Here is a 23,850-nt window from a genome sequence, read left to right on the forward strand (position 1 = left end):
GGTCACGCTAGGGCACGGTCCGGGCCGCGTGCCCCGCGCCACGCCTAGGCTCGGGCCCATGGCGCTCATCCACGACGCGACGCTGACCCCGGGCAAGCTCGACCTGCTGGCGGCCTGGCTGCCCGGCCGTCCCTGGTGGCGGGGTGACGCCACCGCTCTGCACAAGGTCGCGACCTTCCGGTTCGACGACCCCGACGGCGAGGTGGGCATGGAGACGTTCCTCCTCCGCGGCGGCGACGGACCGCTCGTCCAGGTGCCGCTGACCTACCGCGGCGCGCCGCTCGAGGGCGCCGAGGAGTGGCTGGTCGGCACGATGCAGCACTCGGTGCTGGGCGAGCGGTGGGTCTACGACGCGTGCGCCGACCCGGTCCACCTGCAGGTGCTGGTCTCGACGATCGTCACGGCGGGCCGCGAGGCCGACCAGGAGCTCGCGACGCCGGACGGCACGCGTCCGCTCACCGACTCAGCGACCGTCCGCGGCGACGGCGCCCCGGACCTGACGGTGCCGCCCACCACCCGGACCGAGCCGCGGGACTCCGACGACGCCACGACCGTGGCCCTCGGCGACCTCGTGCTCCGGGTGCAGCGCCGCCCCGCGACGTCCGAGGACGTCGCCGGGGCGGGGCTGTGGCTGCGCCGCGACGAGGGCGACGAGCTGCTGCTCGCCAGCCTCGCCTAGCGGCTCAGATGTCGCGGAAGGTCTCGATGCTGGCGCCGAGCGCGTTGAGCCGCTCCGCCAGGTCCTCGTAGCCGCGGTTGATCACGTACACGCTGCGCAGCACCGAGGTGCCCTTGGCCGCGAGCATCGCGATGAGGATGACGACCGCCGGACGCAGCGCGGGTGGGCAGACCAGCTCGGCGCCGCTCCAGTGGGTCGGGCCCTCGATGAGGACGCGGTGCGGGTCGAGCAGCTTCACCTGGGCGCCGAGCTTGTTGAGCTCGGTCAGGTAGATGGCGCGGTTCTCGTAGACCCAGTCGTGCAGCAGGGTCTGGCCCTCCGCCGTCGCGGCGATGACCGCGAAGAACGGCAGGTTGTCGATGTTCAGGCCCGGGAACGGCATCGGGTGAATCTTGTCGATCGGCGCCTTGAGCGTCGACGGGTAGGTCGTGATGTCGACCAGGCGCGTGCGCTCGTTCTCGGCGGCGTACTCGGGGGAGCGGTCGTACTGGAAGCCCATCTCCTCGAGCAGCGCGAGCTCGATCTCCATGAACTCGATCGGCACGCGGCGCACGGTGATGCTCGACTTGGTGACGATCGCAGCCGCGATGAGGCTCATGGCCTCGATCGGGTCCTCGCTCGGCGCGTAGTCGACGTCGACGTTGATCCGCGGCTTGCCCGTGACGCGCAGCGTCGTGGTGCCGATGCCCTCGATCTGGACGCCGAGCTTCGTCAGGAAGAAGCACAGGTCCTGGACCATGTAGTTGGGGCTCGCGTTGCGGATGACGGTGGTGCCGTCGTAGCGGGCCGCGGCCAGCAGCGCGTTCTCGGTGACCGTGTCGCCGCGCTCGGTGAGCACGATCGGACGCTCGGGACCGACGCCCTGCGCGGTCGAGGCGTGGTAGCTGCCCTCGGTGGCGACGACCTTGAGGCCGAACGGGCGCAGCGCGGTCATGTGCGGCTCGACGGTGCGGGTGCCGAGGTCGCAGCCGCCGGCGTAGGGCAGCTCGAAGTCGTCGTAGCGCTGCATCAGCGGGCCGAGGAACATGATGATGCTGCGGGTGCGGCGAGCGGCGTTCTCGTCCATGGCGGCGAGGTCGAGCCGCTCGGGCGCGACCAGCTCGAGGTCGTTCTGGTCGTTCATCCAGCGGGTCTTGACGCCGATCGACTCCAGCACCTCGAGCAGGCGGTTGACCTCCTCGATGCGGGCGACCTTGCGCAGGACCGTGCGGCCCTCGTTCAGCAGCGCGGCGCACAGCAGCGCGACGCCGGCGTTTTTGCTGGACTTGACGTCGATGGCGCCCGAGAGGGTCGTGCCGCCGGCCACGCGCAGGTGGCTGGGACCGGAGGTGCCGACGCTGACCAGCTCGGAGTCGAGCGCGGCGCCGATGCGGGCGAGCATGTCCAGGGTCAGGTTCTGCTGACCCTTCTCGATGCGGTTGATGGCGCTCTGGCTGGTCTTCAGCTCGGCGGCGAGCTGAGCCTGGGTGAGGCCGCTGTGCTGGCGGGCGTCGCGGATGAGCGAGCCGATCCTCATGAGATAATCGTTGTCCCCGGAGTTATCCATGGCCACCACCGTATCTCAGTCATGAGATAAGTCCAGCCACCGCGCTGTCTGGCGCGTCACACCTCGGTGGACTCGTCCGGACCGAGCCGGCGGGCGTCCGCCACCCCGCCCAGGTTAGCGGTGTGACCCCAGTAGATGTCGTACGCCGCCGGGGCGATCGTCGCGTCGTGCACCGGCAGGAAGACGCGCGGCGACACGCGCTGCAGGAAGTCGATCGTCTCGGCCACCTTCGTCCACGGCGCGCTCAGCGGCAGCGCGAGCACGTCGACGCCGTCGGGCGCGACCGCGTAGGAGTCGCCCGGGTGGAGCAGCGTCGGCTCGCCGGGGGAGGACACCAGGACGCCGACGTTGCCGACGCGGGGGAGCTGCGGGGCGATGACCGCGTGCTGCTCGCCGACACCGGTCAGCGTCACGTCCTTCACGGTCACGGAACGGCCGTCGGCCGTGGGCGACCACGCGTCGCCGAGCGCCTGCTGCGTCTGCGGCTCGGCCAGGAGCACGGCGTCGGGGTTCAGCGCGAGCAGCCCGGGCAGCCGGTCGTGGTCGACGTGGTCGGGGTGCTGGTGGGTGACGACGACGGCGTCCAGACCAGTCAGGGCGAACGCGGCGTCCGGGCTGAAGACGCCGGGATCGACGAGCACACGGGCCTCGCCGGTCTCGACCAGCAGACAGGCATGACCGTGACGGGTGAGACGCATGCGGCCATCATGCCCCGGCCGTCCACGCCCGGCACCCGCACGCGCGTCCGGCCCCGGGCGGACCCGGGGCCGGACGATCGGTGGTGCGTGCGGTCAGCGCCGCGGGCCGTGCTCGGCCGAGCGCCACGTGCGGTCGTGGTGCTTCTTCGTGCCGTGGTGACCGCGCGGGCGGTCGTCGCGGCTGAAGCCGTCACGCGACGTCAGCAGCGTGCCGGTGGCGAAGGCCGCGGCGTCCCCGAGCTCGGACAGCGCCCGGTTGCTCAGGTTCGACAGGTCGTCGCACGCGGCGTGGTAGCAGGAGTCGTACGCCTCGCCGGCCGTGCCGCCGTAGACCGCCGCCTGCTCGGGCGTCTTCACGCCCTCGGCACCGCTGAACAGGCCGCCCGCCGGGATGCCGGCCGCGATGAACGGGCCGTAGTCGGACCGCCCGTCGAAGTCGGTCGGCTCGGACGCCAGGCCACGCCGGTCGAAGTAGTCGGTGAAGACCTCCTCGATCTGCGCCGAGCCCTCCGGTCCGGCCTCGCCGCCCTCCGACCCGTCGCCGTCGTAGACGAAGCGGACGTAGTTGGGCGAGCCCAGCATGTCGAAGTTGAGGTTGGCGTGGATGGACGCCAGCTCGTCCGGGCTCAGCGACGCCACGTAGTGCTCCGAGCCGAGCAGGCCGGCCTCCTCAGCGCCCCAGAAGGCGAACCGCACCGGGCGGCGCAGGTCGCGGAAGCCCTGGTCGGACAGCTCCTCGGCGATCTCGAGCACCGTGCCCGAGCCGGAGCCGTTGTCGTTGATGCCCGGGCCCTCGGTGACGCTGTCCAGGTGGGCGCCCACGACGACGACCTCGTCCTCGGCGAGACGCGGCTTCTTGCCCTTGCCCTGGGACTTGCCGTGACCCTGGTGACGGGCCGGCAGGTCCGCGATGATGTTCTCGGTCTCGCGCTCGAGGTCGGTCTCGGTCTGCGTCGTCACGCGCACCTGGGCGCCGGCGGTCTGCGCCAGGGCCGAGCCGTCGGCGAACGACAGCCCGACGACGGGCACCGTCACCGGGGCGCCGAGCGTGCCGGTCGTCAGGTCGGTGCGTCCGGGCTGGCCCTCGTTGAAGATGATCACCGCGTCGTAGCCCGCGGCCACGGCGTTCGCGACCTTGACCGCGAAGTCGCACGACCCGCGCTGCACGAGCGCGACCGTCGGGGCGGCGGGGGCCGGCGTGAAGTCGGCGGCCTCGCAGCCGGACGTGCTGCTGGGCTCCGGGGTCGGCGGGAGCGTCAGGTCGACCGGCACGACGGCGCCGGCGACGTCGCCGCTGCCGGAGTAGGTGAACGACCCGGTCTCGTAGTCGACCGATCCGGGGGCCGTCTGCGCGAGCGTCGGCGGCGCGACGTCGCGCCAGAACGGGAAGGTGAAGGTCTGACGGGTGACCTCGTAGCCGGCCCGCTCGAGCCGGTTGGCCACGTAGTCGGCGGAGGCGTCGTACCCCGGCAGGCCGGACGCGCGGTTGCCCTCGTTGCGGTCGGCGATGCGCTGGAAGGCGCGAGCGTGCTTGAGCACCCCGTCGACGGTGACCGCGCGGGCGAGCCTGGTGCCCAGCTCGCGGTCCTGATGGCCCTTGCCGCCGTGGGCGAGGGCGGGTGTGCCGGCCGACAACGCGGCCATGACTGCCACGGTCGTGGCTACGGCGATGGATCGTCGCATGTGGATCCCCCCTGGATCTCGACTGTCCTGGCAACGTAAGCCCGGTCACACCGGGGAGTCACGGAACGGATGCAGCGCGCAACGAGAGCCCGCCGAACCCGCAACGGTCCGCAAACGCCGAGCGGGTCTGTCGGCGGGGCGACGGACCGGGCGCGAGGGGCCGTCCGGACCGCAGCGGCTAGCCTGCTGGTCGCACCCGACGACGTCCTGGAGGAAGCCCGTGACCACGCCCGACGGACCCCGCGCCGAGCACCTGGAGCGTCCGCACTCGGTGCACGGGCTGCGGCTGCTGCGACGCGAGCAGGTGACGCCGCGGATGGTCCGGCTCGTGCTGGGCGGCGACGAGGTGGCGGCGCTGGAGCCGCGCACGCCGGACGAGCACGTCAAGATCATCTTCCCCGACGCGGACGGCGGCGTGCGGCTGCCGACGGTGGGGGAGAAGGGGCTGGACTGGCCGCGGCCGTTCCCGGAGACGCGCGAGTACACGATCCGCCGGATCGACCACGCGGCCGGCGAGGTCTGGATCGACTTCGTGGTGCACGAGGGCGGCCTCGCCTCGGACTGGGCCCAGCGGGTCGAGCCCGGCACCGACGTGTGGATCACCGGGCCGCGGCCGACCTACCTGCTGCCGGACGCGTTCGGTCACCACGTGCTGCTCGCCGACCACACGGCGCTGCCGGCGGTGGCCCGCTGGCTGGAGGAGCTCGGACCCACGACGTCCGCCCAGGTGGCGGTCGCGGTGCCCGGCGCGGCCGACGAGCAGCCGCTGGCCGTGGGGGAGCGGGTCGACCTCACCTGGTTCCACGAGGACGACCCGAACTACGACCTCGGCACCCTGGGCCGGCACCTGGAGTCGCTGGCCCTGCCGGCGGACGTGCCCACGTACCTGTGGGCCGCGGGGGAGGCCAGCGTGCTCAAGCCGGTGCGCGTCTGGGCGCGGAAGCGCGGGTTCGCGCGGGGGACGTGCGACATCGCCGGCTACTGGCGCCGGCCGCGCGGCTAGGCCTCGTGGCCGAGCACCGGCACGCCGGCGTCGACCAGCGGCAGCAGGCCGAGCCGGTCGAGGTCGGCGTCGGTGAAGCCGTGGCGCGAGCGCAGGATCGCCTCGGCCCGGCCCGCGGCAGTGCTCAGGAGACCGACGGCGGTCGGCGCCCACGGCGCGGACGGGTGGGCGGCGTACAGCTCGTCGACCTCGCGCCGCGCGGACACGAGGTCCTGCGCGACGTGGACGACGTCGGGATCGCCGGGCTCGAGCTGCAGCAGGTTGTCGACGAGCATGGAGGACCAGCGGACCGTGTTGCGCGCGCGGCGCTCGTCCACCTCGTCCATGTCGCTCGTCCGTTCCGCTCGGGACACCTGCTGGTCGCGGTGCCGTCATGTCGACCTTACCGGCCCGGTCCGACGTCGACGCCGGCTCCGCGTTCCTGAGACGATCGGACGTCCGGGAGCGGACCTGAGCCGTGGGACCGTCCCGTTCACGCCCGAGGTGTCACCCGGGCCTGGCAGGATGCGTGCGACGTCCGCTCCCGAGAGGCAGCCCATGACCCAGACCGCCGACCCGTCCGCGCCGCACGCCGCCGACACCCACGACCTGATCCGGGTGCGCGGGGCGCGGGTCAACAACCTGCGCGACGTCAGCCTCGACCTGCCCAAGCGGCGGCTGACCGTGTTCACCGGGGTCTCCGGCTCGGGCAAGAGCTCGCTGGTGTTCGGCACCGTGGCGGCGGAGTCCCAGCGGCTCATCAACGAGACGTACAGCGCGTTCGTGCAGGGCTTCATGCCCACGCTCGCCCGGCCCGAGGTCGACCTGCTCGAGGGGCTGACCACGGCGATTATCGTCGACCAGGAGCGCATGGGCGCCAACCCGCGCTCGACCGTCGGCACCGCCACCGACGCCAACGCGATGATGCGCATCCTGTTCAGCCGGCTCGGCGACCCGCAGATCGGCTCGCCGAACGCGTACTCGTTCAACGTCCCGTCGGTGCGTGCCAGCGGCGCGATCACCATCGAGAAGGGCGGTCGCACGAAGGCCGAGAAGGCGACGTTCCACCGGCTGGGCGGCATGTGCCCGCGCTGCGAAGGGACCGGCCACGTCCAGGACTTCGACCTCACGGCCCTCTTCGACGCCTCCAAGTCGCTGAACGAGGGCGCGATCACCGTGCCCGGCTACAGCATGGACGGCTGGTACGGACGCATCTACCGCGGCTGCGGCTGGTTCGACCCCGACAAGCCGGTCGGGGAGTACAGCGCCACCGAGCTGGACGACCTGCTGCACCGCGAGGCCACCAAGATCAAGGTCGACGGCATCAACGTCACGTACCTGGGTCTGGTGCCGCAGATCCGCAAGTCCTTCCTGTCCAAGGACGTGGAGGCGATGCAGCCGCACGTGCGCCGCTTCGTGGATCGCGCGATCACGTTCACCACGTGCCCCGACTGCCAGGGCACCCGGCTCAGCCCGGAGGCGCTCTCGTCGCGCATCCGCGGGCGGAACATCGCCGACCTGTGCGCCATGCAGATCACCGACCTCGCCGCCTGGGTGCGTGAGCTGGACGAGCCGTCCGTCGGACCGCTGCTGGCCGGGCTGAGCCACCTGCTCGACTCGTTCGTCGAGATCGGTCTGGGCTACCTGTCGCTCGACCGGCCGGCCGGCACGCTGTCGGGCGGCGAGGCCCAGCGCACCAAGATGATCCGCCACCTCGGCTCGTCGCTCACCGACGTCACCTACGTCTTCGACGAGCCGACGGTGGGCCTGCACCCGCACGACATCGACCGCATGAATGCCCTGTTGCGCCAGCTGCGCGACAAGGGCAACACGGTGCTGGTCGTCGAGCACAAGCCGGAGACCATCGCGATCGCCGACCACGTCGTCGACCTGGGTCCCTCGGCCGGCTCGGGCGGGGGAGAGATCTGCTTCCAGGGCACGGTCGACGAGCTGCGCAAGGCCGACACCGTCACCGGCCGGCACCTGGACGACCGGGCGCGGCTCAAGGACGAGGTGCGCACGCCCACCGGCGTCCTCGAGGTGCGCGGCGCCTCGGCCAACAACCTGCGCGACGTCGACGTCGACGTGCCGCTCGGCGTGCTCGTCGTGGTGACCGGTGTGGCCGGCTCGGGCAAGAGCTCGCTCGTCCACGGCTCGATCGCGTCCCGCGACGACGTCGTCGCCGTCGACCAGGGGGCGATCAAGGGGTCCCGGCGCAGCAACCCGGCGACCTACTCGGGCCTGCTCGAGCCGGTGCGCAAGGCGTTCGCGAAGGCGAACGGCGTCAAGCCGGGCCTGTTCAGCGCCAACTCCGAGGGCGCGTGCCCGGTCTGCAACGGGGCCGGCGTTGTCTACACCGACCTGGCGATGATGGCCGGTGTCGCCGCCCCCTGCGAGGAGTGCGAGGGCCGCCGGTTCCAGGCCTCGGTGCTCGAGCTCCGCCTGGGCGGTCGCAACATCGCCGAGGTGCTCGCCATGCCGGTGGACGAGGCGGCGGCGTTCTTCGCCGAGGGTGAGGCCCGCGTGCCGGCCGCCGCGAAGATCCTCGACCGCCTCGCGGGGGTCGGCCTGGGGTACGTGACGCTGGGCCAGCCGCTGACGACGCTGTCCGGTGGCGAGCGTCAACGGCTCAAGCTCGCGGTGCAGATGGGCGAGGGCAGCGGCGTGCTGGTGCTGGACGAGCCGACCACCGGACTGCACCTGGCCGACGTCGAGCAGCTGCTCGGCCTGCTCGACCGCCTCGTGGACGGCGGCACGTCGGTGATCGTCGTCGAGCACCACCAGGCGGTCATGGCGCACGCCGACTGGATCATCGACCTCGGGCCGGGCGCCGGCCACGACGGCGGGCACGTCGTGTTCGAGGGCAAGCCTGCCGACCTCGTGGCCCAGCGCTCGACGCTGACCGGTCAGCACCTCGCCGCCTACGTCGAGGCCTGAGACCGTCACACGTCCGTCAGGAGCGGCACAGCACCGCGATCGCCTCACTTGTCCAGTTGTCCGATAATGCACATTATGTCAACTCGCGTACCTATTCAGGACGACGTGCGCTCCTCCGCGACTGGACGGGTCCCTCGTGGGTACGCCGTCGGCATGGCGCGACGGATCAGTGCAGCGACGGCGGCGACCGGCTCGTGGACCGACCCGGACGGCTTCCGCAGCCCGGCCGGCGAGGTGCACGCCTGGCTGTCCGGGACGAACCAGACGCTGTGCGGCGTCCCGCTGGCCCGGGCCCAGCTGACGCGGCTCGCCGGCGTCCCGTTCGAGGAGGCGCAACCGGCCACCGGCAACGCGGCGGATCGCGTGACATCGGTGTGCCCGCGGTGCCTGTCCGCCACCGGGCACCGTCGCGGTGAGCGCCGCTGGCAGCGCGTGAACCCCCGGCCATGATCCCCGGCACTTGCTCATAGTGCATCAGAGTGCACTATGATGCACTCATGGACTCCTCCGCCACCGAGCTCGCCCGTCTGATCGGCGACCGCGTCCGCGATGCCCGCGCTGCGCAGGGCTGGACGCTGGACCGGCTCGCCGAGATGACCGGCCTGAGCCGACGCGCCCTGGTCAACGTCGAGCAGGGCGCCACGAACCCGAGCGTCGCCACGCTGCTCGCGCTCAGCGACGCGCTCGGCATCGGACTCCCCTCGCTCGTCGAGCCGCCGCACCGCACCGGCCCGCAGGTGACACGCGCCGGTGAGGGCGCGACCCTGTGGACCGGTGAGCACGGCGGCCGCGGCGTCCTGGTGGCCGGCACCGAGCCACCGGACGTCCTGGAGCTGTGGGACTGGACGCTGGGACCCGGTGACGAGCACACGAGCGAGCCGCACACGCGCGGCACCACCGAGCTGGTGCACGTCCTGGAGGGCGAGGTCGAGATCCGCGTCGGCGACGAGCGGACGGTCCTGGCCACCGGGGACGCCATGAGCTTCCGCAGCGACGTGGAGCACGCCTACGCCCACCGCGGCGACGGACCGGCCCGGTTCGCGCTGACCGTCATGGAGCCCGGCGTCGGCTCCCGTCCGGGAAGCAGGGACCCCCGTGGCTGACCTGCGTCGCACTCCCCTGGCGGTCCCGCCGTGGTCGATGGCCCTGCTGGCGATGTTCTCCGTGCAGCTCGGCTCCGCGCTGTCCGTCGGGCTGATCGACGACGTCGGTCCCGCCGGGACCGCCTGGCTGCGCCTGACCATGGGCGCGCTGGTGTTCGTGGTGCTGGTGCGTCCGTCGGTCCGGACGCTGCGCCGCGCCGACGTGCCCGTCGTGCTGGCGCTCGGCGTCGCCACCGGCCTCATGACCCTGTCGTTCCTGGCCGCGCTCGACCGGATCGACCTGGGCACCGCCGTGGCGATCGAGTTCCTCGGACCGCTCACCGTCGCGGCCGTGCGCAGCGGCACCCGCCGCGGACTGGCCCTCCCCCTGCTCGCACTGGCCGGCGTCGTCCTGCTCACCGAGCCCTGGCACGGCGACGTCGACCCGGTCGGCGTCGGGTTCGCCGCCCTGGGCGCGGTCGGCTGGGCCAGCTACATCCTGCTGACGCAGCACGTCGGTGACCGCTTCAACGGCGTCGACGGGCTCGCGTTCACCATCCCGGTCGCCGCGCTGACCGCCGCGGTCGTCGGCGTCCCGCAGGCCGCGGGCCACCTCTCCCCCGGCATCCTCGCGACCGCGCTGGGCCTGGCCCTGCTGCTGCCGTGCCTGCCGTTCGCGCTGGAGATGCTCGCCCTGCGGCGGATGACGCCGCTCGCCTTCGGCACCCTCATGGCCCTCGAGCCGGCCATCGGCGCCCTGCTCGGGCTCGTCGTGCTCGGCCAGCAGCCCGGACCGCTGCAGGTGCTCGGCGTCGCGCTCGTGGTCACCGCCGGGGCGGCGGCCCAGCGCGGCGGCCTGCGCGAGCCCGTGACACCGGACCAGGACGTCCTGACCTGACCTCTCCCCTAGCCTCGGCGTGACCCGACCACAGGAGGACGTCGTGACCACCTTCCGCGAGGCCGTCGAGGCCCACGACATGGACGCCGTCGACCGGCTGCTCGCCGACGACGTCGTGTTCCGCAGCCCGGTGGCCCACACGCCGTATCCCGGCAAGCCGATCACGAGCGCGATCCTGCACGCGGTCGTCGAGGTGTTCGAGGACTTCCGCTACGTCCGCCAGCTCCAGGACGGCCAGGAGCACGCCTACGTCTTCGAGGCGACGGTGGACGGTCTGCAGCTGACCGGCTGCGACTTCCTCACGCTGGACTCCGAGGGACGCATCACCGACCTCATGGTGATGGTGCGGCCGCTGAAGGCCGCCCAGGCGCTGGCCGGCCGGATGGCCGAGCGCTACCCGTCGATCGTCGCCGACGCGCAGTCCCGCGCCTGAGCGGCCCGGCTCAGGCGTAGAGGCCCTTGGCGTACTGCTCGGGGTCGTAGTAGCGGTCGAGCTCGTCGAGCGTCTGGCCGGTCGGCTCCAGCTGCGAGGCCAGCACCGCGCGGCGGGGCACGTGGGCCTCGGGGTCCCAGGTCTCCGGCTCCCACAGGCGTGAGCGCATGAACGCCTTCGCGCAGTGGAAGAAGACCTCCTCGACGTCGACGACCATCGCCAGCACCGGCCGGCTCCCCCGCACGTGCATCTCGTCGAGGAAGGGCGCGTCGCTGACCAGCCGCGCCCGCCCGTTGACCCGCAGCGTGTCGCCGCGGCCCGGGATGACGAAGAGCAGCCCGACGCGCGGGTCCTGCAGCACGTTCCGGTAGCCGTCGGCCCGTCGGTTGCCGGGCCGCTCCGCGAGCGCGATCGTCCGGTCGTCGAGCACGTGCACCAGGCGTCCGGCCGGGTCGCCCTTCGGCGAGGCGTCGCCACCGTCCTCACCACAGGTCGCCAGGACGCAGAACGGTGTCGCCGCCAGCCACGCCCGGACGGCGTCGGTCAGCCGGGTGCGGACCTTGCCGCGGGCGCGGGCCGCCGGCTCCCCCAGCAGCGCGGTCAGCGCCTCGTCGGAGTCCACCGTCGTCCAGCCGCGCTCGTCCGTTCCCATGGCCGCAGGCTACGCCGGGACGGTCGTGGCAGATGCACGCTCCGATGTCCTCAGGTCCGGTCCCGGCCTGCCGATGGTCGGGCATCGTCCTGCACGGATGCGGGACGCTCGTGACCCAGGAGCTCGTATGTCACACCGCAGGACGCACTCGTTGCTCGTCGCCGCCCTGATCAGCACCGCGGTGCTGGCAGCCGGCGCCACCACCGTCGACGGACCCGCGGCCGTGGCCGCCTCCGCGACGTGCACCCGCCCCCTCCTCGACGAGGCCCAGCCCGCCCAGGACGCGCTGCCCGAGGTGCCGGACGCCACCGTCGCCGACCTCAACAAGATCCCCGTCCGCACGCTGCAGCACGAGGCGGCCGAGGACGACGCCCTCTGGCTCGACGAGTGCGGACGCCTGTTCGTCGTCGACGAGCTGCCCACCGAGGCCGTCGTCACCGCCCCCACCACGCCGGTGGCCAACGCCAGCGTGAAGCCGGCGGACGCGTTCTCGCTGCACTCGCGCAAGGGCGCCTCGAAGGTCATCTACCTCGACTTCCGTGGCCGCACGCTCAGCGGCACGGCGTGGAACACCTCGCGCGGACGCACCTCGATCCCGCTGGGCGCCTACGACACGAACGGCGTCCCGGGCACCTTCACCGACGCCGAGCGCGCGGCCGTCGCCGCCGTCTGGGAGTCGGTCGCGGCCGACTACGCCGCCTGGGACGTCGACGTGACGACCCAGGACCCGGGCACCGCCGCGCTGTCGCGCACGGCCGGCACGGACACCAAGTACGGCATCCGCGTGGTCGTGACCAGCAAGAGCAGCGGCATGCAGGCCGAGTGCGGATGCGGCGGCATCGCCTACGTCAACGTGTTCGAGCACGTCGGCGTGCAGTACCAGCCCGCCCTGGTGTTCGCCGAGGCGCTCGGCTCGGCCAAGGCGATCGCCGAGGCCGCCTCGCACGAGGCCGGGCACAACTTCGGCCTGTTCCACGACGGCGACGCCAACGCCGGCTACCACACCGGCACCGACCCCTGGGCGCCGATCATGGGCGTCGGCTACTACCAGCCGGTGTCGCAGTGGAGCCGTGGCGAGTACGCCACCGCCACGAACCAGCAGGACGACACCGCGATCATCGGCCGCCAGCTCGGCGTCGCCGCCGACGACCACCCGGGCACCACCGACCCGGCCGCGGCCACGCGGCTGGGCACCAGCCTCACCGGGCTGGTCACCGGCCCGGACGACGCCGACAGCTTCGTCGTCTCGTCCGCGACCCCGATGGACGTCTTCGCCGAGCCGCTCACCGCGTGGAGCAACCTCGACGTCGAGCTGACGGTGACCGACGCGTCCGGCTCGACGGTGCAGGTCGTGAACCCCGGCACCTCGCGCGTCCACGCCGCGCTCGCCCAGGGTCTCGGCGCGACCGCGACCCTGCCGGCCGGCACCCACGTCGTGACCGTCCGCGGTGCGGACGGGCCCGGCTACTCCTCGTACGGCTCGACCGGCGCCTACCGCGTCCGGCTGCGCGGCGAGCCGACCGGCCAGCCGCTCACGACGGCGACGACCGTCCCGTCGGGCGTGGTGGGCCAGGCGGTGTCGCAGCCGGTCGTCACGGGCGGCACTCCCCCCTACACCTGGACCGGCGTCCCGAAGGTCGCGTGGCTGACGTTCGGCGCCGACGGGCGCCTCACCGGCACGCCGACCGCGGCGATGCGGGCGGCCGCCGTCACCCCGACGGTGACCGACGCCGACGGACGCACCGCGACGTTCCCCGGCTGGCGCACGTTCCTGGTGCAGACGCCGCTGACCATCCCCGTCCAGGTCCCGGCCAAGGGGACGACGGGCCGGTCGTACTCGACGACGCTGCGCGCGAGCGGTGCCGTGGCGCCGTACACCTGGACGGCGTCCGGGCTGCCCGACGGGCTCGTCCTCAAGGGCGCGCTCGTGACCGGCGTCCCGCAGCGCTCGGGCACCTACCCGGTCGAGGTCACCGTCCGCAGCGGTCTGCAGACACGCACGAGCACCCTCACGCTCACGATCGTGGACCCGGCGGTGACGCTGCGCACGCCGTCCCCGACAGCCGGCAAGGTAGGCACGGCCTACCGGTTCGCGCTCCTCGCCGCGGGCGGCAGCGGCAGCTACACCTGGACCGCGACCGGCGTCCCGGCCGGGCTGACCCTGTCCTCGGACGGCGTGCTGAGCGGCACCCCGGTCGCGGCGGGAACGGCGCGCATCGCGGTCCGCGTGGTCAGTGGCACGGCGACGTACGCCACGACGCTGAGCCTGGTGGTGCGGCCCTAGGCGGCCTCGAGGGAGCCGGCGAGGTCGTCCACGGCGCGGGCGACCACGTCCGGCTCCCACAGGTGGTGCAGGTGGGTACCGGCCAGGCGGCGCACCGGCCAGCCCTGGACCTCGGCCCAGCCCGCCTCGTCCTCGTACGCCTGGCTCATGACGAGGTAGGCGTTGCGACGCCGGCTCCACGCCCGCGGCGCCACCGCGACGCTGTCGAGGTAGCCGAGCGGCACGCGCGGGCAGGCGGCGTCGAGCTCGTCGAGCAGCCGGGCCGGCACCACCCGCCGGACGGCGTCGCGGCCCCACCACCGGGTCCACGGCGGCAGGCAGCCCTCGTCGTCCAGGGGCAGGGAACCGAGCCAGGTGCGCAGGTCGGGTGGCGCGAGACGGGTGAGGCCGTCCGCCGGCGGAAGCGCGGCGTCCACGAGCACCAGCGCGGCGTCCGAGCGGGCCGCGGCCCGGACCGCCGGGGCCAGGTAGCCGGCGTTGCTGTGGGCGACGACGAGGCTGGCGTCCCGCGCCTCGCGGGCCCAGCGCGAGGTCATCTGCCAGCCCGAACGGGGGCCCGAGCCGTCGGCCAGCCGCACGTCGCGACCACGACGCCGCATCGCCTCCGCCAGCGGCTCGTAGGCGAGGGCCGGGAGCAGAGGGCTCGGCAGCAGCAGCACCGTCACCGCGCCACCGTACGCCCGGCCCGGACGCGCCGCCCGCCGATCGACGCCCCTGTCCCGCACCACCGGCGAGGGCCTAGGCTCCTCGGCGTCCCGCTGAAGGAGAACCCCGTGTCCGTCGTCGCCACCGTCCTCGTCGCCCTCGTGGCGCTGATCCACGTCTACATCGTGGTGCTCGAGATGGTCCTGTGGACCACGCCCCGCGGACGCGCCGCGTTCGGCCTGGAGGAGCAGTTCGCGATCGACACGCGGGCGCTCGCCGCCAACCAGGGGCTCTACAACGGCTTCCTCGCCGCCGGCCTCGCGTACGGCCTGCTGCGTGACGACGTCGAGATCCAGGCGCTTTTCCTGGTCTTCGTGCTGGTCGCCGGCCTGTTCGGGGCGGCCACGGCGAGCCGGCGCATCCTCGTCGTCCAGGCGCTGCCCGCCGCGCTGGCCCTCGGAGCCCTGGCCCTCGCCTGAGCCGCCGCGCCCGGGTGCGCGCCTCGTCCGCCTGGCTACCGTGGACGATGCAGGAGGTGGCATGTCCGAGCGAGACCGACGGCTCCACGAGTACCGCCTGCGCCTGGAGCAGGAGGCGCAGGGCGACGACGAGCGGCAGCAGGAGCAGGACGACGACGAGAAGCGCCGGTCGCTGCGGGCCCAGCACCGCGGACGCTGGGTCGAGGCCCAGGTGCAGGCGGCGATCGACCGCGGCGAGTTCGACGACCTCGAGTACGCGGGCAAGCCCATCCCCGCCCTGCAGCAGCCGTACGACCCGGACTGGTGGCTCAAGCGGCTCGCCGAGCGTGAGGACGTCAGCGGCGCGATGCCGCCCGCGCTCGGGCTGCGCAAGGAGGACGCCGACCTCGAGGCCGCGCTCGACGCCCTGACCACCGAGCAGGCCGTCCGCGCCCACCTGGACGACTTCAACGCGCGCGTCCGCGACGCCCGCCGCCAGCTGCTGGGCGGGCCCCCGGTCGTCACGCCGCTGCGCGACGTCGACGCCGAGCTGACCGCCTGGCACGAGCGCCGCGCCGCCCGGCGCCGGGCCCGCGAGGCCGTGGTCACCCCGCCTCCCCCGCCCCGCCGCCGCTGGTGGCGACGTTGACGGCCGTGTCGGGCCCGCGTGTCAGGCTGGAGGCATGAGCGCTGACGTCGACGCGGTGGTGGAGCTCGGCTTCGGCGTCGACCTGTGGCGCACGCTGGCGCCGCTGCGCCGCGGCCCGGGCGACCCGACCATGCGCCGCGAGGGTGACGTCGTGTGGCGCACCAGCCGCATGCCGTCGGGCACCGTGACCTACGCGCTCGTCCAGCTCGACCCCCGCCGTGTGCGGGTGCGGGCGTGGGGCGCCGGCGCGGCCGAGCTGCTCGACGGCGTCCCCGACCTGCTCGGCGCCCGCGACGACCCGGCCGGCTTCGACCCGATCCACCCGCTGCTGGCCGACGCCCACCGACGCTTTCCCGGCCTGCGCGTGCCGGCCACGCACCGGGTCATGGAGTCGCTGGTGCCGGCGATCATCGAGCAGAAGGTCGTGGGGCTCGACGCGTTCGCGTCCTTCCGCCGCCTGGTGACGCGGCTCGGCGATCCCGCCCCCGGCCCCTCTCCCCAGGGCATGCGCGTCTTCCCGACCGCCGAGACCTGGGCGTCGATCCCGTCCTGGGACTACCACCGCGCCGGCATCGGCCCCGAGCGTGCCCGCACCCTGCAGGCCGCGGCCCGGCTGGCGCCCAGCATCGAGCGGCTCGGCACCGACGACCCGGCGAGGCTGTACGCCGGGCTGCGCAGCATCCGCGGCATCGGCGTATGGACGATCGCCGAGGTCGGCCAGCGGGCGCTGGGCGACCCCGACGCCGTCTCGATCGGCGACTACCACCTGCCCGCCGTCGTCGGCGTGCCGCTGACCGGCCGCCCGCTGCCCGAGGACGAGGTCGAGCAGTTCCTCGAACCCTGGCGGCCGCACCGGTGGCGGGTCTTCCGGCTGCTCGGGCTCAGCCCGATCGCCCGGGCCCCGCGTCGCGGACCCCGCATGTCGCGCATCGACTACCGGGCGCTGTGATGGTCGACCCCGGGGCCGGACTGCTCGCCGACGTCTACGAGCGCGTCGGCCAGGTGGTGCGTCGCCCCGAGACGTGGGCGCGTCCCACCCGGACGGAGTGGACCGTCCACGAGCTGCTCGCCCACCTGCTGCTGGACGCCCGCCGGGCGCTGGTCACCCTGAACACCCCGGCGGACGCGCTGCCCGACACCGACCGGGTGACGTACTGGCGCGGCTTCCGCCCGCAGGACACCGACGGGGCGTCGGCCCACGTCGCGTTCGTCCGCGCGACGGCCGCCGCGTACCCCGACCCGTCCACGCTGGTCGACGAATGGGACGAGACGTCCCGGGCCGCCGCGCACGCCTGCCGCGTCGCCGAGCCCGACGTGGTCGCGACCCAGGGGCACGCGCTCACCACGGCCGACTTCGTGCACACGCTGGTGCTCGAGGCGACCGTCCACCTGCTCGACCTGACCGTCGCCGTGCCCGACGCGCCGGCGCCGCCGGACGCCGCGCTCGGCCAGGTGCGCGCTGTGCTTGAGGCGCTCGCCCGCGGCCCGCTCCCCGCCCGGTGGGACGACCTCACCGCCGTCCTCAAAGGCACCGGACGCGCCCCGCTGGACGAGGCCGACCGCGCCTGGCTCGGCCCGCGCGCCGAGCTGTTCCCGCTGCTCGGCTGACCCTGGTTGCCCACCGCACCCGCTCGAACGGTGCACGAGGACGCGGCACGCACGCTGGATAGAGTCGGGCCATGAGCGCAGACAGCCACCTGATCCTGGTCGGACACGACGGTTCGTCGTTCGCCGACGACGCCCTCACCTGGGCCCTCGACCTGGCGCGCCGCTCCGGTGCCTCGGTCAAGGTCCTGCGGTCCTGGACGATGGCCACCGCGCCGCGCCCGGACACCTGGGAGCGTGGCTACGTGCCGCCGCTCTCGGACTTCGGCGACGCGGTGCGCAAGGCGCTCGAGTCGGACACGGCGGCGCTCCGGGCGCGCTTCGACGACGTGCCGGTCGAGCTGGACGCGCCGCACGGCTCGGCCGCCAACACGCTCATCGACGCCTCGTCGAGCGCCAACCTGCTCGTGGTCGGCCCGCGCGGCCTCGGCGGCTTCAAGGGGCTCGTGCTCGGCTCGGTCAGCGAGCAGTGCGTGCGCCACTCGCAGTGCCCGGTCGTGGTCGTCCGCGGCCAGATCGACGTCGCCGGCGCCGAGCGCCAGATGCACCTCGACAGCACGTTCGAGGACTGAGCTACAGCTCCTTGGCGTAGCAGAGCGACCACGCCGAGCCGACGTACGGGCCGAACGGCTCGATCGCGTTGTAGCCCGACGACTCGTAGAGGCCGACCGCCTCGTGCTGGCGGGTGCCCGTCTCCAGCACGAGGCGCGTCCAGCCGAGGTCGCGCGCCTTCTGCTCGAGGGCGGCCAGGACGACCCGCGACGCCCCGCGGCCGCGATGGGCCGGGTCGACGAACATCCGCTTGAGCTCGCCGTGCTCGGCGTCGATCGTCCGCAGCGCACCGCAGGCCACCGGCTCGCCGGCGTCGTCCTGCGCCACCACGAAGACGGTCACGTCCGCCGCGGTCGGCGGCGTGCTCGGGTCGCTGTCGTCGGTGCCGTAGCGCTCGGCCATCTCGACGCGCTGCGCAGCACGCAGTCGCTCTCCGGCCGGGTCGTCCCAGGGACGTTCGTGCACGATCACCCGACGATCGTGCCAGGGCAGCTCACTCGAAGCGGGACGGGTCCCCCGCGCCGACGCGGACGACTTGCGGCGCGTCCTCGGACAGGTCGACCACCGTGGTCGGCTCGCCGACGACCTCGTCGCCCGGGTCGACGATCGCGTCGACCTGGTTGTCCAGCGCCTCCTGGATCTCCCACGCGGTCGTCATCGCCGTGGTCTCGCCGGGCAGGATGAGCGTGGTCGACAGGATCGGCTCGCCGAGCTCCGCCAGCAGGGCGGTGACGATCGGGTAGTCGGGGATGCGCACGCCCACGGTCTTCTTCTTGGGGTGCAGCAGCCGGCGCGGCACCTCGCGGGTGGCCGGCAGGATGAACGTGTACGGCCCGGGCGTCGCCGCCTTCACCGCGCGGAAGATCGAGTTGTCGACGTGCACGAACTGCCCGAGCTGGGCGAAGTCGCGGCACACCAGCGTGAAGTGGTGCTTGTCGTCGAGCTTGCGGATCTCACGGATGCGGTCGATCGCGTCCTTGTCGCCGAGCTGGGCGCCGAGGGCGTAGCCGGAGTCCGTCGGGTAGGCGATGAGCCCACCGTCGCGCAGGATGCCCACCGCCTGGTCGACCGTTCGCTGCTGCGGGTTCACGGGATGGATGTCCAGGTAGCGGGCCATGCCCCGAGCGTACGGTCACGCGTCCCGTCCCGACACCCGTCACGGGGCCGCGTCCGCCATGCGGATGTCCTCCGGAACCCCTCGGAACCGACCCTAGGCTTGACGCAGCCGTCCGGAAGGGGGTCGACCATGACCAGCACGTTCGCCGAGCAGCGTGAGCGCCAGCGCGCCCACGACGACGCCCGCGCCGCGCACCACGACGCCCGCGACCTGTCGCCGCGCCGCGACAACGCCACCCTGCGCGCGATCGCCGAGGAGGCGTCGCAGCGGCTCGCCGACGCGACCACCGACGAGGTGCTCGCCTGGGTCGCCGAGGAGTTCGGCTACCGCACCGCCGTGGCCTGCTCGATGCAGGACGCCGTCCTCCCCCACGTCGTCGCCCGGCACCTGCCCTGGGTCGACACGCTCTTCCTGGAGACCGGCTACCACTTCGCCGAGACGTCCGGCACGCGCGACGCGGTCGAGTCGGCCATGGAGCTGACGATCGTCGACGTGATGCCCCGCCAGACGGTCGCCGAGCAGGACGCCGAGCACGGCCCGCGCCTGTACGAGCGCGACCCCGGCCTGTGCTGCGCGCTGCGCAAGGTCGAGCCCCTGACGCGGACGCTGGCCGAGTACGAGGTGTGGATCACCGGCGTGCGGCGCGACGAGGGCCCGACCCGGGCCGACACGCCGCTGGTGACCTGGGACGAGAAGAACCACCTCGTGAAGATCAACCCGCTCGCGGGGTGGACGTTCGACGAGCTGCTCGCCTACGCCGGCGAGCACGACGTGATCCTCAACCCGCTCATGGCCGACGGCTACCCGTCGATCGGCTGCGCCCCCTGCACGCGTCGCGTCGCGCCTGGCGAGGACCCGCGCGCCGGACGCTGGGCGGGCTTCGCCAAGACCGAGTGCGGCCTGCACACCTGACGAGAGAGCCGATGACCGACACCGACACGCGTCGCCTGACCCAGCTGCAGTGGCTGGAGTCCGAGGCGATCCACATCATCCGCGAGGTGGGCGCCGAGTTCGAGCGTCCCGTCCTGCTGTTCAGCGGCGGCAAGGACTCCGTGGTCATGCTGCACCTGGCCGTCAAGGCGTTCTGGCCCGCGCCGGTGCCGTTCGGCGTGCTGCACGTCGACACCGGGCACAACTTCCCCGAGGTGCTCGCGTTCCGCGACGCGACGGTCGAGCGTCTGGGCATCCGCCTGGAGGTCGCCAGCGTCCAGGACTACATCGACGACGGACGCCTGCGCGAGCGCGCCGACGGCACCCGCAACCCGCTGCAGACCCAGCCGCTGCTGGACGCCATCGCCGGCCACCGCTTCGACGCCGTCTTCGGCGGCGGCCGCCGCGACGAGGAGAAGGCGCGGGCCAAGGAGAGGGTGTTCAGCCTGCGCGACGAGTTCGGCCAGTGGGACCCGCGCAACCAGCGGCCCGAGCTGTGGAACCTCTACAACGGCCGCCACCGCCCCGGCGAGCACGTGCGCGTCTTCCCGCTGAGCAACTGGACCGAGCTGGACGTCTGGCAGTACATCGCGCAGGAGAAGATCGACCTGCCGAGCCTCTACTACGCCCACGAGCGCGACCTGTTCGAGCGCGACGGCATGCTGCTGGCCGTCGGCGAGCACTCCCAGCCGCGCGACGGCGAGCCGGTCGAGCGCCGCCAGGTGCGCTACCGCACTGTCGGTGACATGTCGTGCACCGGCGCCGTCGAGAGCGACGCGGTCACCGTGGCCGACGTCGTCACCGAGGTCGCGGCCACCCGGGTCACCGAGCGCGGCGCGACCCGCGCCGACGACCGGATGTCCGAGGCCGCCATGGAGGACCGCAAGAAGGAGGGCTACTTCTGATGAGCACGCTCCTGCGCCTGGCCACGGCCGGCTCGGTGGACGACGGCAAGTCCACGCTGGTCGGACGCCTGCTGTTCGACTCCAAGTCGGTCCTGGCCGACCAGTTCGACTCGATCGAGCGCGTCAGCCGCGACCGCGGCCTCGCGACCGCCGACCTCGCGCTGCTCACCGACGGGCTGCGGTCCGAGCGCGAACAGGGCATCACGATCGACGTCGCCTACCGCTACTTCGCCACCGCGAACCGCTCGTTCATCCTGGCCGACTGCCCCGGCCACGTGCAGTACACCCGCAACACCGTCACCGGCGCGAGCACGGCCGACGTCGTCGTGCTGCTGGTGGACGTGCGCCACGGCGTGCAGGAGCAGACCCGGCGCCACCTGGCCGTCGCGTCGCTGCTGCGGGTGCCACACGTCGTCGTCGTGGTCAACAAGATCGACCTCGTCGACTTCGACGGCGACGTCTACGCCGCGGTCTCCCAGCAGGTGGGGCAGACGGCACGCGGCCTCGGCCTGGCCGACGTGACCACGGTGCCGGTCTCGGCGCTCGAGGGCGACAACGTCGTCACCGCGTCCGAGCGCACGCCCTGGTACGACGGGCCGACGCTGCTGGAGCTGCTCGAGACCCTCTCCCCCGTCGGCGACCCGGACGTCGAGCCGCTGCGGTTCCCCGTGCAGCTCGTCATCCGCCCGCAGAGCGCCGCCGACGACCGGTTCCGCGACTACCGCGGCTACGCCGGCCAGGTCGCGTCCGGCACCGTGCGAGTGGGCGACCCGGTCACGGCGCTGCCGAGCGGACGCACGTCCACCGTGGTCGGCATCGACACCGCCGACGGCGAGCTGACCGAGGCGTTCGCGCCGCAGTCGGTCACGCTGCGCCTGGCCGACGACATCGACCTCGCCCGCGGCGACCTGCTCGCCGGGTCCGACGACGTTCCGGTCGCGACCCAGGACGTCGAGGGCACGCTCGCCTGGCTGTCCGACGCCCCGCTGCACCCCGGCGCCCGCGTGCTCGTCAAGCACGGCACCCGCACCGTCCAGGCGATCGTCCGCACCATCGACGGCGTGCTCGACCTGGACGCCGCGGCGCTGGTGCCGGCCGCGACGCTCGGCCTCAACGACATCGGGCACGTGACCCTGCGCCTGGCCCAGGCGGTGCCGGCCGAGCAGTACACCCGCTCGCGCAGCACCGGCGCGTTCCTGGTCGTCGACCCGCAGGAGGGCCACACGCTCGCCGCCGGCATGGTCGGCGACGCGCTGCTCGCGCACGCGGCCCCCGTCGGCTGATGGACCACCCGCCGCTGCCGCTGAGCCTGCGCCTGGCCGGCCGCAAGGTCGTCGTCGTCGGCGGCGGGCACGTCGCCACCCGGCGGGCGGCCAGCTACGTCGACGCCGGCGCCCTCGTCACGGTCGTGTCGCCCGAGCTCTCGGAGTCGCTGCGCGCGAGCGTCGAGCGCGGCGACGTGACGTGGGTCGAGCGCACCTACCGCACCGGTGACCTCGACGGGGCGTGGCTCGTGCAGACCGCCACCGCCGAGCCGGGCGTGGACGACCGTGTGGCCGCCGACGCCGAGGACGCGCGCGTCTGGTGCCTCAAGGGCGGCGACCCGGCCGGTGCGTCCGCCTGGACGCCCGCCGTGTCGCGGGTCGACGACGTCGTCGTCGCGGTGAGCGGCGGCGGCGACGCCCGCCGGGCCGCCGTGCTGCGCGACGCGATCGCCACCGCCCTCGAGGCCGGCGAGCTGCCGCTGCGCCACCGCACCCACCACCCCGGTGGTCGCGTCGCGCTGGTCGGTGGCGGTCCTGGCGACCCCGGCCTGCTGACCGCCCGCGGCCGGCGGCTGCTGGCCGAGGCGGACGTCGTCGTGGTCGACCGGCTCGCCCCGCACACCGTGCTCGACGAGCTCGATCCCGACGTCGAGGTCATCGACGTCGGCAAGAAGCCCGACCACCACCCGGTGCCGCAGGAGCAGATCAACGCGCTGCTCGTCGACCGGGCGCGGGCCGGCAAGGTCGTGGTGCGGCTCAAGGGCGGCGACCCCTACGTCTTCGGCCGCGGCGGTGAGGAGCGCGAGGCCTGCGAGGCGGCGGGCGTCCCGGTGGAGGTCGTGCCCGGGGTGACGAGCGCGATCGCCGTGTGCGCGGCCGCGGGCATCCCGGTCACGCACCGTGGCGTCGCCAACGGCTTCAGCGTCCTGACCGGCCACGAGGAGCTCGACACGCTGCCCGTCGAGCCTTCGCACACCGTCGTGCTGCTCATGGGCGTGCGCCGGCTGCGCGAGAGCGCCGCGGCCCTGGTGGCCGCCGGACGCTCGCCGCAGACGCCGGTCGCAGTCGTCGAGCGCGGCACCACGCCACAGCAGCGGGTCACCGTGGGCACCCTGGAGACGATCGCGGACGAGGCCGTGCGGGTCGGCTGTCGGGCACCGGCGATCACCGTGCTCGGCGACGTCGTGCGGCTCGCCCACGCCTGGCCCGACGCCCCCTGAGGCCGGCGACCGTCCCCTGAGCCTGTCGAAGGGTCCTCTCGACAAGCTCGAGGAACGGATCCTGGGCTCCCTGAGCGCGTCGACCGGTCCCCGACCGTCCCCGATCCCTGAGCCGGTCGACGGGTCGCGCTACTCCCAGCCGTCGACGGGCAGCTGCGGCGAGAGCCAGCGGACGAACGCCTTGCGGCCCTGGCGCATCACCTGGGCGTGCGCGGCGACGAACGCCGGCCGGGCGACGGGACCGACGACGCGCATCCACCGGCGCGTGGTCTCGACCTCCCAGTCGACCTCGATCGCGCTGCACGGCCCGTCGGGGCGGATGCGCACGATCCCCTGGCCCTGGAGGTCGCCGGACGCCCGCACCGTCACCCGGTCGGGACGCTGCACCTGCACGTCGTCGAGGACGAAGCGCAGCACGTAGCCCAGGCGGCTGCTGGTCACCACGTGGATGCCGTCGGCGTCACGGCCCTCCACGGTGACGGCGCTCCACCACGCGAACGGGTCGTCGGAGGCGAGCAGCGACTCCACGACGTCCCAGGCGTGGTCGACGTCGGCGGGCAGGCGCCAGCGCGAGTGCAGCTGGTACCGGGCGATGCCCTCGGACATGCGTGCCTCCCCGTGCGTGTGGCG

General features: G+C 73.6%; 26 protein-coding genes. 17 read left to right on the plus strand and 9 right to left on the minus strand.

Translation table 11 applies throughout. The features are described from left to right. The first annotated feature begins 58 nt into the window (after positions 1 to 58). Complete coding sequence (locus HGAM_RS11900; RefSeq protein ID WP_019145723.1) at positions 59 to 679, plus strand: CG0192-related protein; 621 nt, start codon at positions 59 to 61, stop codon at positions 677 to 679. A gap of 4 nt (positions 680 to 683) precedes the next feature. On the opposite strand, the gene HGAM_RS11905 is transcribed toward HGAM_RS11900, so the two are convergent. From HGAM_RS11905 to HGAM_RS19075, 3 genes are all read right to left on the minus strand, one after another. Further along, a complete protein-coding gene (locus tag HGAM_RS11905; RefSeq protein WP_038951784.1) occupies positions 684 to 2,225 on the minus strand; it encodes a UDP-N-acetylglucosamine 1-carboxyvinyltransferase in 1,542 nt (513 codons plus the stop codon). A 56-nt stretch (positions 2,226 to 2,281) separates the two neighbouring features. Further along, on the minus strand, positions 2,282 to 2,923 hold the full coding sequence (locus HGAM_RS11910; RefSeq protein WP_019145725.1) for an MBL fold metallo-hydrolase: 642 nt from the start codon (positions 2,921 to 2,923) through the stop codon (positions 2,282 to 2,284). A gap of 93 nt (positions 2,924 to 3,016) precedes the next feature. Next, complete coding sequence (locus HGAM_RS19075; RefSeq protein WP_019145726.1) at positions 3,017 to 4,567, minus strand: M20/M25/M40 family metallo-hydrolase; 1,551 nt, start codon at positions 4,565 to 4,567, stop codon at positions 3,017 to 3,019. Positions 4,568 to 4,826: 259 nt separating this feature from the next. Between HGAM_RS19075 and HGAM_RS19080 the strand changes: the two genes are divergently transcribed. Then, a complete protein-coding gene (locus HGAM_RS19080; RefSeq protein ID WP_019145727.1) occupies positions 4,827 to 5,609 on the plus strand; it encodes a siderophore-interacting protein in 783 nt (260 codons plus the stop codon). On the opposite strand, the gene HGAM_RS11925 is transcribed toward HGAM_RS19080, so the two are convergent. Continuing rightward, complete coding sequence (locus HGAM_RS11925; protein WP_019145728.1) at positions 5,606 to 5,935, minus strand: hypothetical protein; 330 nt, start codon at positions 5,933 to 5,935, stop codon at positions 5,606 to 5,608. The genes HGAM_RS19080 and HGAM_RS11925 overlap by 4 nt on opposite strands. Positions 5,936 to 6,146: 211 nt before the next feature. Between HGAM_RS11925 and HGAM_RS11930 the strand changes: the two genes are divergently transcribed. The 5 genes from HGAM_RS11930 to HGAM_RS11950 all read left to right on the plus strand — a co-directional run bounded on the left by HGAM_RS11930 (position 6,147) and on the right by HGAM_RS11950 (position 10,938). After that, positions 6,147 to 8,525: an ATP-binding cassette domain-containing protein gene (locus HGAM_RS11930; RefSeq protein WP_019145729.1), complete on the plus strand. Its 2,379-nt coding sequence runs from the start codon at positions 6,147 to 6,149 to the stop codon at positions 8,523 to 8,525. 153 nt (positions 8,526 to 8,678) lie between these two features. Beyond that, positions 8,679 to 8,975 (plus strand): hypothetical protein, encoded by a 297-nt coding sequence (locus HGAM_RS11935; RefSeq protein WP_019145730.1) that lies wholly within the window; start codon positions 8,679 to 8,681, stop codon positions 8,973 to 8,975. Between the two features lie 47 nt (positions 8,976 to 9,022). Beyond that, a complete protein-coding gene (locus tag HGAM_RS11940; protein WP_019145731.1) occupies positions 9,023 to 9,628 on the plus strand; it encodes a helix-turn-helix domain-containing protein in 606 nt (201 codons plus the stop codon). Continuing rightward, a complete protein-coding gene (locus HGAM_RS19085; RefSeq protein ID WP_019145732.1) occupies positions 9,621 to 10,505 on the plus strand; it encodes an EamA family transporter in 885 nt (294 codons plus the stop codon). The genes HGAM_RS11940 and HGAM_RS19085 overlap by 8 nt, the downstream gene beginning before the upstream one ends. 43 nt (positions 10,506 to 10,548) lie before the next feature. Next, the gene (locus HGAM_RS11950) at positions 10,549 to 10,938 is read left to right on the plus strand and encodes a nuclear transport factor 2 family protein (RefSeq protein ID WP_019145733.1); all 390 of its coding nucleotides are present in this window, start codon (positions 10,549 to 10,551) and stop codon (positions 10,936 to 10,938) included. A 10-nt stretch (positions 10,939 to 10,948) separates the two neighbouring features. Here the strand turns inward: HGAM_RS11950 and HGAM_RS11955 are convergent, their stop codons facing one another. After that, on the minus strand, positions 10,949 to 11,590 hold the full coding sequence (locus HGAM_RS11955; protein ID WP_019145734.1) for an MSMEG_1061 family FMN-dependent PPOX-type flavoprotein: 642 nt from the start codon (positions 11,588 to 11,590) through the stop codon (positions 10,949 to 10,951). A 127-nt stretch (positions 11,591 to 11,717) separates the two neighbouring features. Here HGAM_RS11955 and HGAM_RS19090 point away from each other — a divergent pair, with 127 nt between their 5' ends. Further along, positions 11,718 to 13,874 carry a zinc-dependent metalloprotease family protein gene (locus tag HGAM_RS19090; protein WP_147543678.1) on the plus strand — a complete coding sequence of 719 codons (2,157 nt, stop codon included), beginning with the start codon at positions 11,718 to 11,720 and terminating at the stop codon, positions 13,872 to 13,874. Here HGAM_RS19090 and HGAM_RS11965 read toward each other — a convergent pair. Beyond that, positions 13,871 to 14,539: a hypothetical protein gene (locus HGAM_RS11965; protein ID WP_019145736.1), complete on the minus strand. Its 669-nt coding sequence runs from the start codon at positions 14,537 to 14,539 to the stop codon at positions 13,871 to 13,873. The genes HGAM_RS19090 and HGAM_RS11965 overlap by 4 nt on opposite strands. 108 nt (positions 14,540 to 14,647) lie before the next feature. Between HGAM_RS11965 and HGAM_RS11970 the strand changes: the two genes are divergently transcribed. From HGAM_RS11970 to HGAM_RS19095, 5 genes are all read left to right on the plus strand, one after another. Beyond that, a complete protein-coding gene (locus tag HGAM_RS11970) occupies positions 14,648 to 14,998 on the plus strand; it encodes a DUF1304 domain-containing protein (RefSeq protein ID WP_019145737.1) in 351 nt (116 codons plus the stop codon). A gap of 61 nt (positions 14,999 to 15,059) precedes the next feature. Continuing rightward, entirely contained in the window at positions 15,060 to 15,626 is a 567-nt protein-coding gene (locus tag HGAM_RS11975) for a DnaJ family domain-containing protein (RefSeq protein WP_019145738.1), read from the plus strand. 34 nt (positions 15,627 to 15,660) lie between these two features. After that, positions 15,661 to 16,575: a DNA-3-methyladenine glycosylase family protein gene (locus tag HGAM_RS11980; RefSeq protein WP_019145739.1), complete on the plus strand. Its 915-nt coding sequence runs from the start codon at positions 15,661 to 15,663 to the stop codon at positions 16,573 to 16,575. Next, positions 16,575 to 17,234 (plus strand): maleylpyruvate isomerase N-terminal domain-containing protein, encoded by a 660-nt coding sequence (locus HGAM_RS11985; protein ID WP_019145740.1) that lies wholly within the window; start codon positions 16,575 to 16,577, stop codon positions 17,232 to 17,234. The genes HGAM_RS11980 and HGAM_RS11985 overlap by 1 nt, the downstream gene beginning before the upstream one ends. Positions 17,235 to 17,305: 71 nt before the next feature. Beyond that, positions 17,306 to 17,803: a universal stress protein gene (locus HGAM_RS19095; RefSeq protein WP_019145741.1), complete on the plus strand. Its 498-nt coding sequence runs from the start codon at positions 17,306 to 17,308 to the stop codon at positions 17,801 to 17,803. A gap of 1 nt (position 17,804) precedes the next feature. On the opposite strand, the gene HGAM_RS11995 is transcribed toward HGAM_RS19095, so the two are convergent. Together HGAM_RS11995 and HGAM_RS12000 are read right to left on the minus strand one after the other, a co-directional pair. Next, positions 17,805 to 18,254 (minus strand): GNAT family N-acetyltransferase, encoded by a 450-nt coding sequence (locus HGAM_RS11995; protein ID WP_019145742.1) that lies wholly within the window; start codon positions 18,252 to 18,254, stop codon positions 17,805 to 17,807. Between the two features lie 22 nt (positions 18,255 to 18,276). Further along, positions 18,277 to 18,900 (minus strand): L-threonylcarbamoyladenylate synthase, encoded by a 624-nt coding sequence (locus HGAM_RS12000; protein ID WP_020691568.1) that lies wholly within the window; start codon positions 18,898 to 18,900, stop codon positions 18,277 to 18,279. A gap of 129 nt (positions 18,901 to 19,029) precedes the next feature. Between HGAM_RS12000 and HGAM_RS12005 the strand changes: the two genes are divergently transcribed. Genes HGAM_RS12005 through cobA form a run of 4 tightly spaced genes read left to right on the plus strand, consistent with a single transcriptional unit; the run spans position 19,030 to position 23,220 of the window. Continuing rightward, the gene (locus HGAM_RS12005) at positions 19,030 to 19,812 is read left to right on the plus strand and encodes a phosphoadenylyl-sulfate reductase (protein WP_019145745.1); all 783 of its coding nucleotides are present in this window, start codon (positions 19,030 to 19,032) and stop codon (positions 19,810 to 19,812) included. A gap of 11 nt (positions 19,813 to 19,823) precedes the next feature. Beyond that, positions 19,824 to 20,735, plus strand: a complete 912-nt coding sequence (cysD, locus tag HGAM_RS12010; RefSeq protein ID WP_019145746.1) for a sulfate adenylyltransferase subunit CysD — start codon at positions 19,824 to 19,826, stop codon at positions 20,733 to 20,735. Next, positions 20,735 to 22,018 carry a sulfate adenylyltransferase subunit 1 gene (locus tag HGAM_RS12015; RefSeq protein ID WP_019145747.1) on the plus strand — a complete coding sequence of 428 codons (1,284 nt, stop codon included), beginning with the start codon at positions 20,735 to 20,737 and terminating at the stop codon, positions 22,016 to 22,018. Before cysD ends, HGAM_RS12015 begins: the two co-directional genes overlap by 1 nt. Then, positions 22,018 to 23,220 (plus strand): uroporphyrinogen-III C-methyltransferase, encoded by a 1,203-nt coding sequence (gene cobA / locus HGAM_RS19100; protein ID WP_019145748.1) that lies wholly within the window; start codon positions 22,018 to 22,020, stop codon positions 23,218 to 23,220. The genes HGAM_RS12015 and cobA overlap by 1 nt, the downstream gene beginning before the upstream one ends. Positions 23,221 to 23,349: 129 nt before the next feature. Here the strand turns inward: cobA and HGAM_RS12025 are convergent, their stop codons facing one another. Further along, the gene (locus HGAM_RS12025; RefSeq protein ID WP_019145749.1) at positions 23,350 to 23,826 is read right to left on the minus strand and encodes an SRPBCC family protein; all 477 of its coding nucleotides are present in this window, start codon (positions 23,824 to 23,826) and stop codon (positions 23,350 to 23,352) included. Positions 23,827 to 23,850 lie beyond the last annotated feature (24 nt).

It is taken from the genome of Aeromicrobium massiliense JC14, assembly GCF_000312105.1.
Classification (GTDB): domain Bacteria; phylum Actinomycetota; class Actinomycetes; order Propionibacteriales; family Nocardioidaceae; genus Aeromicrobium; species Aeromicrobium massiliense.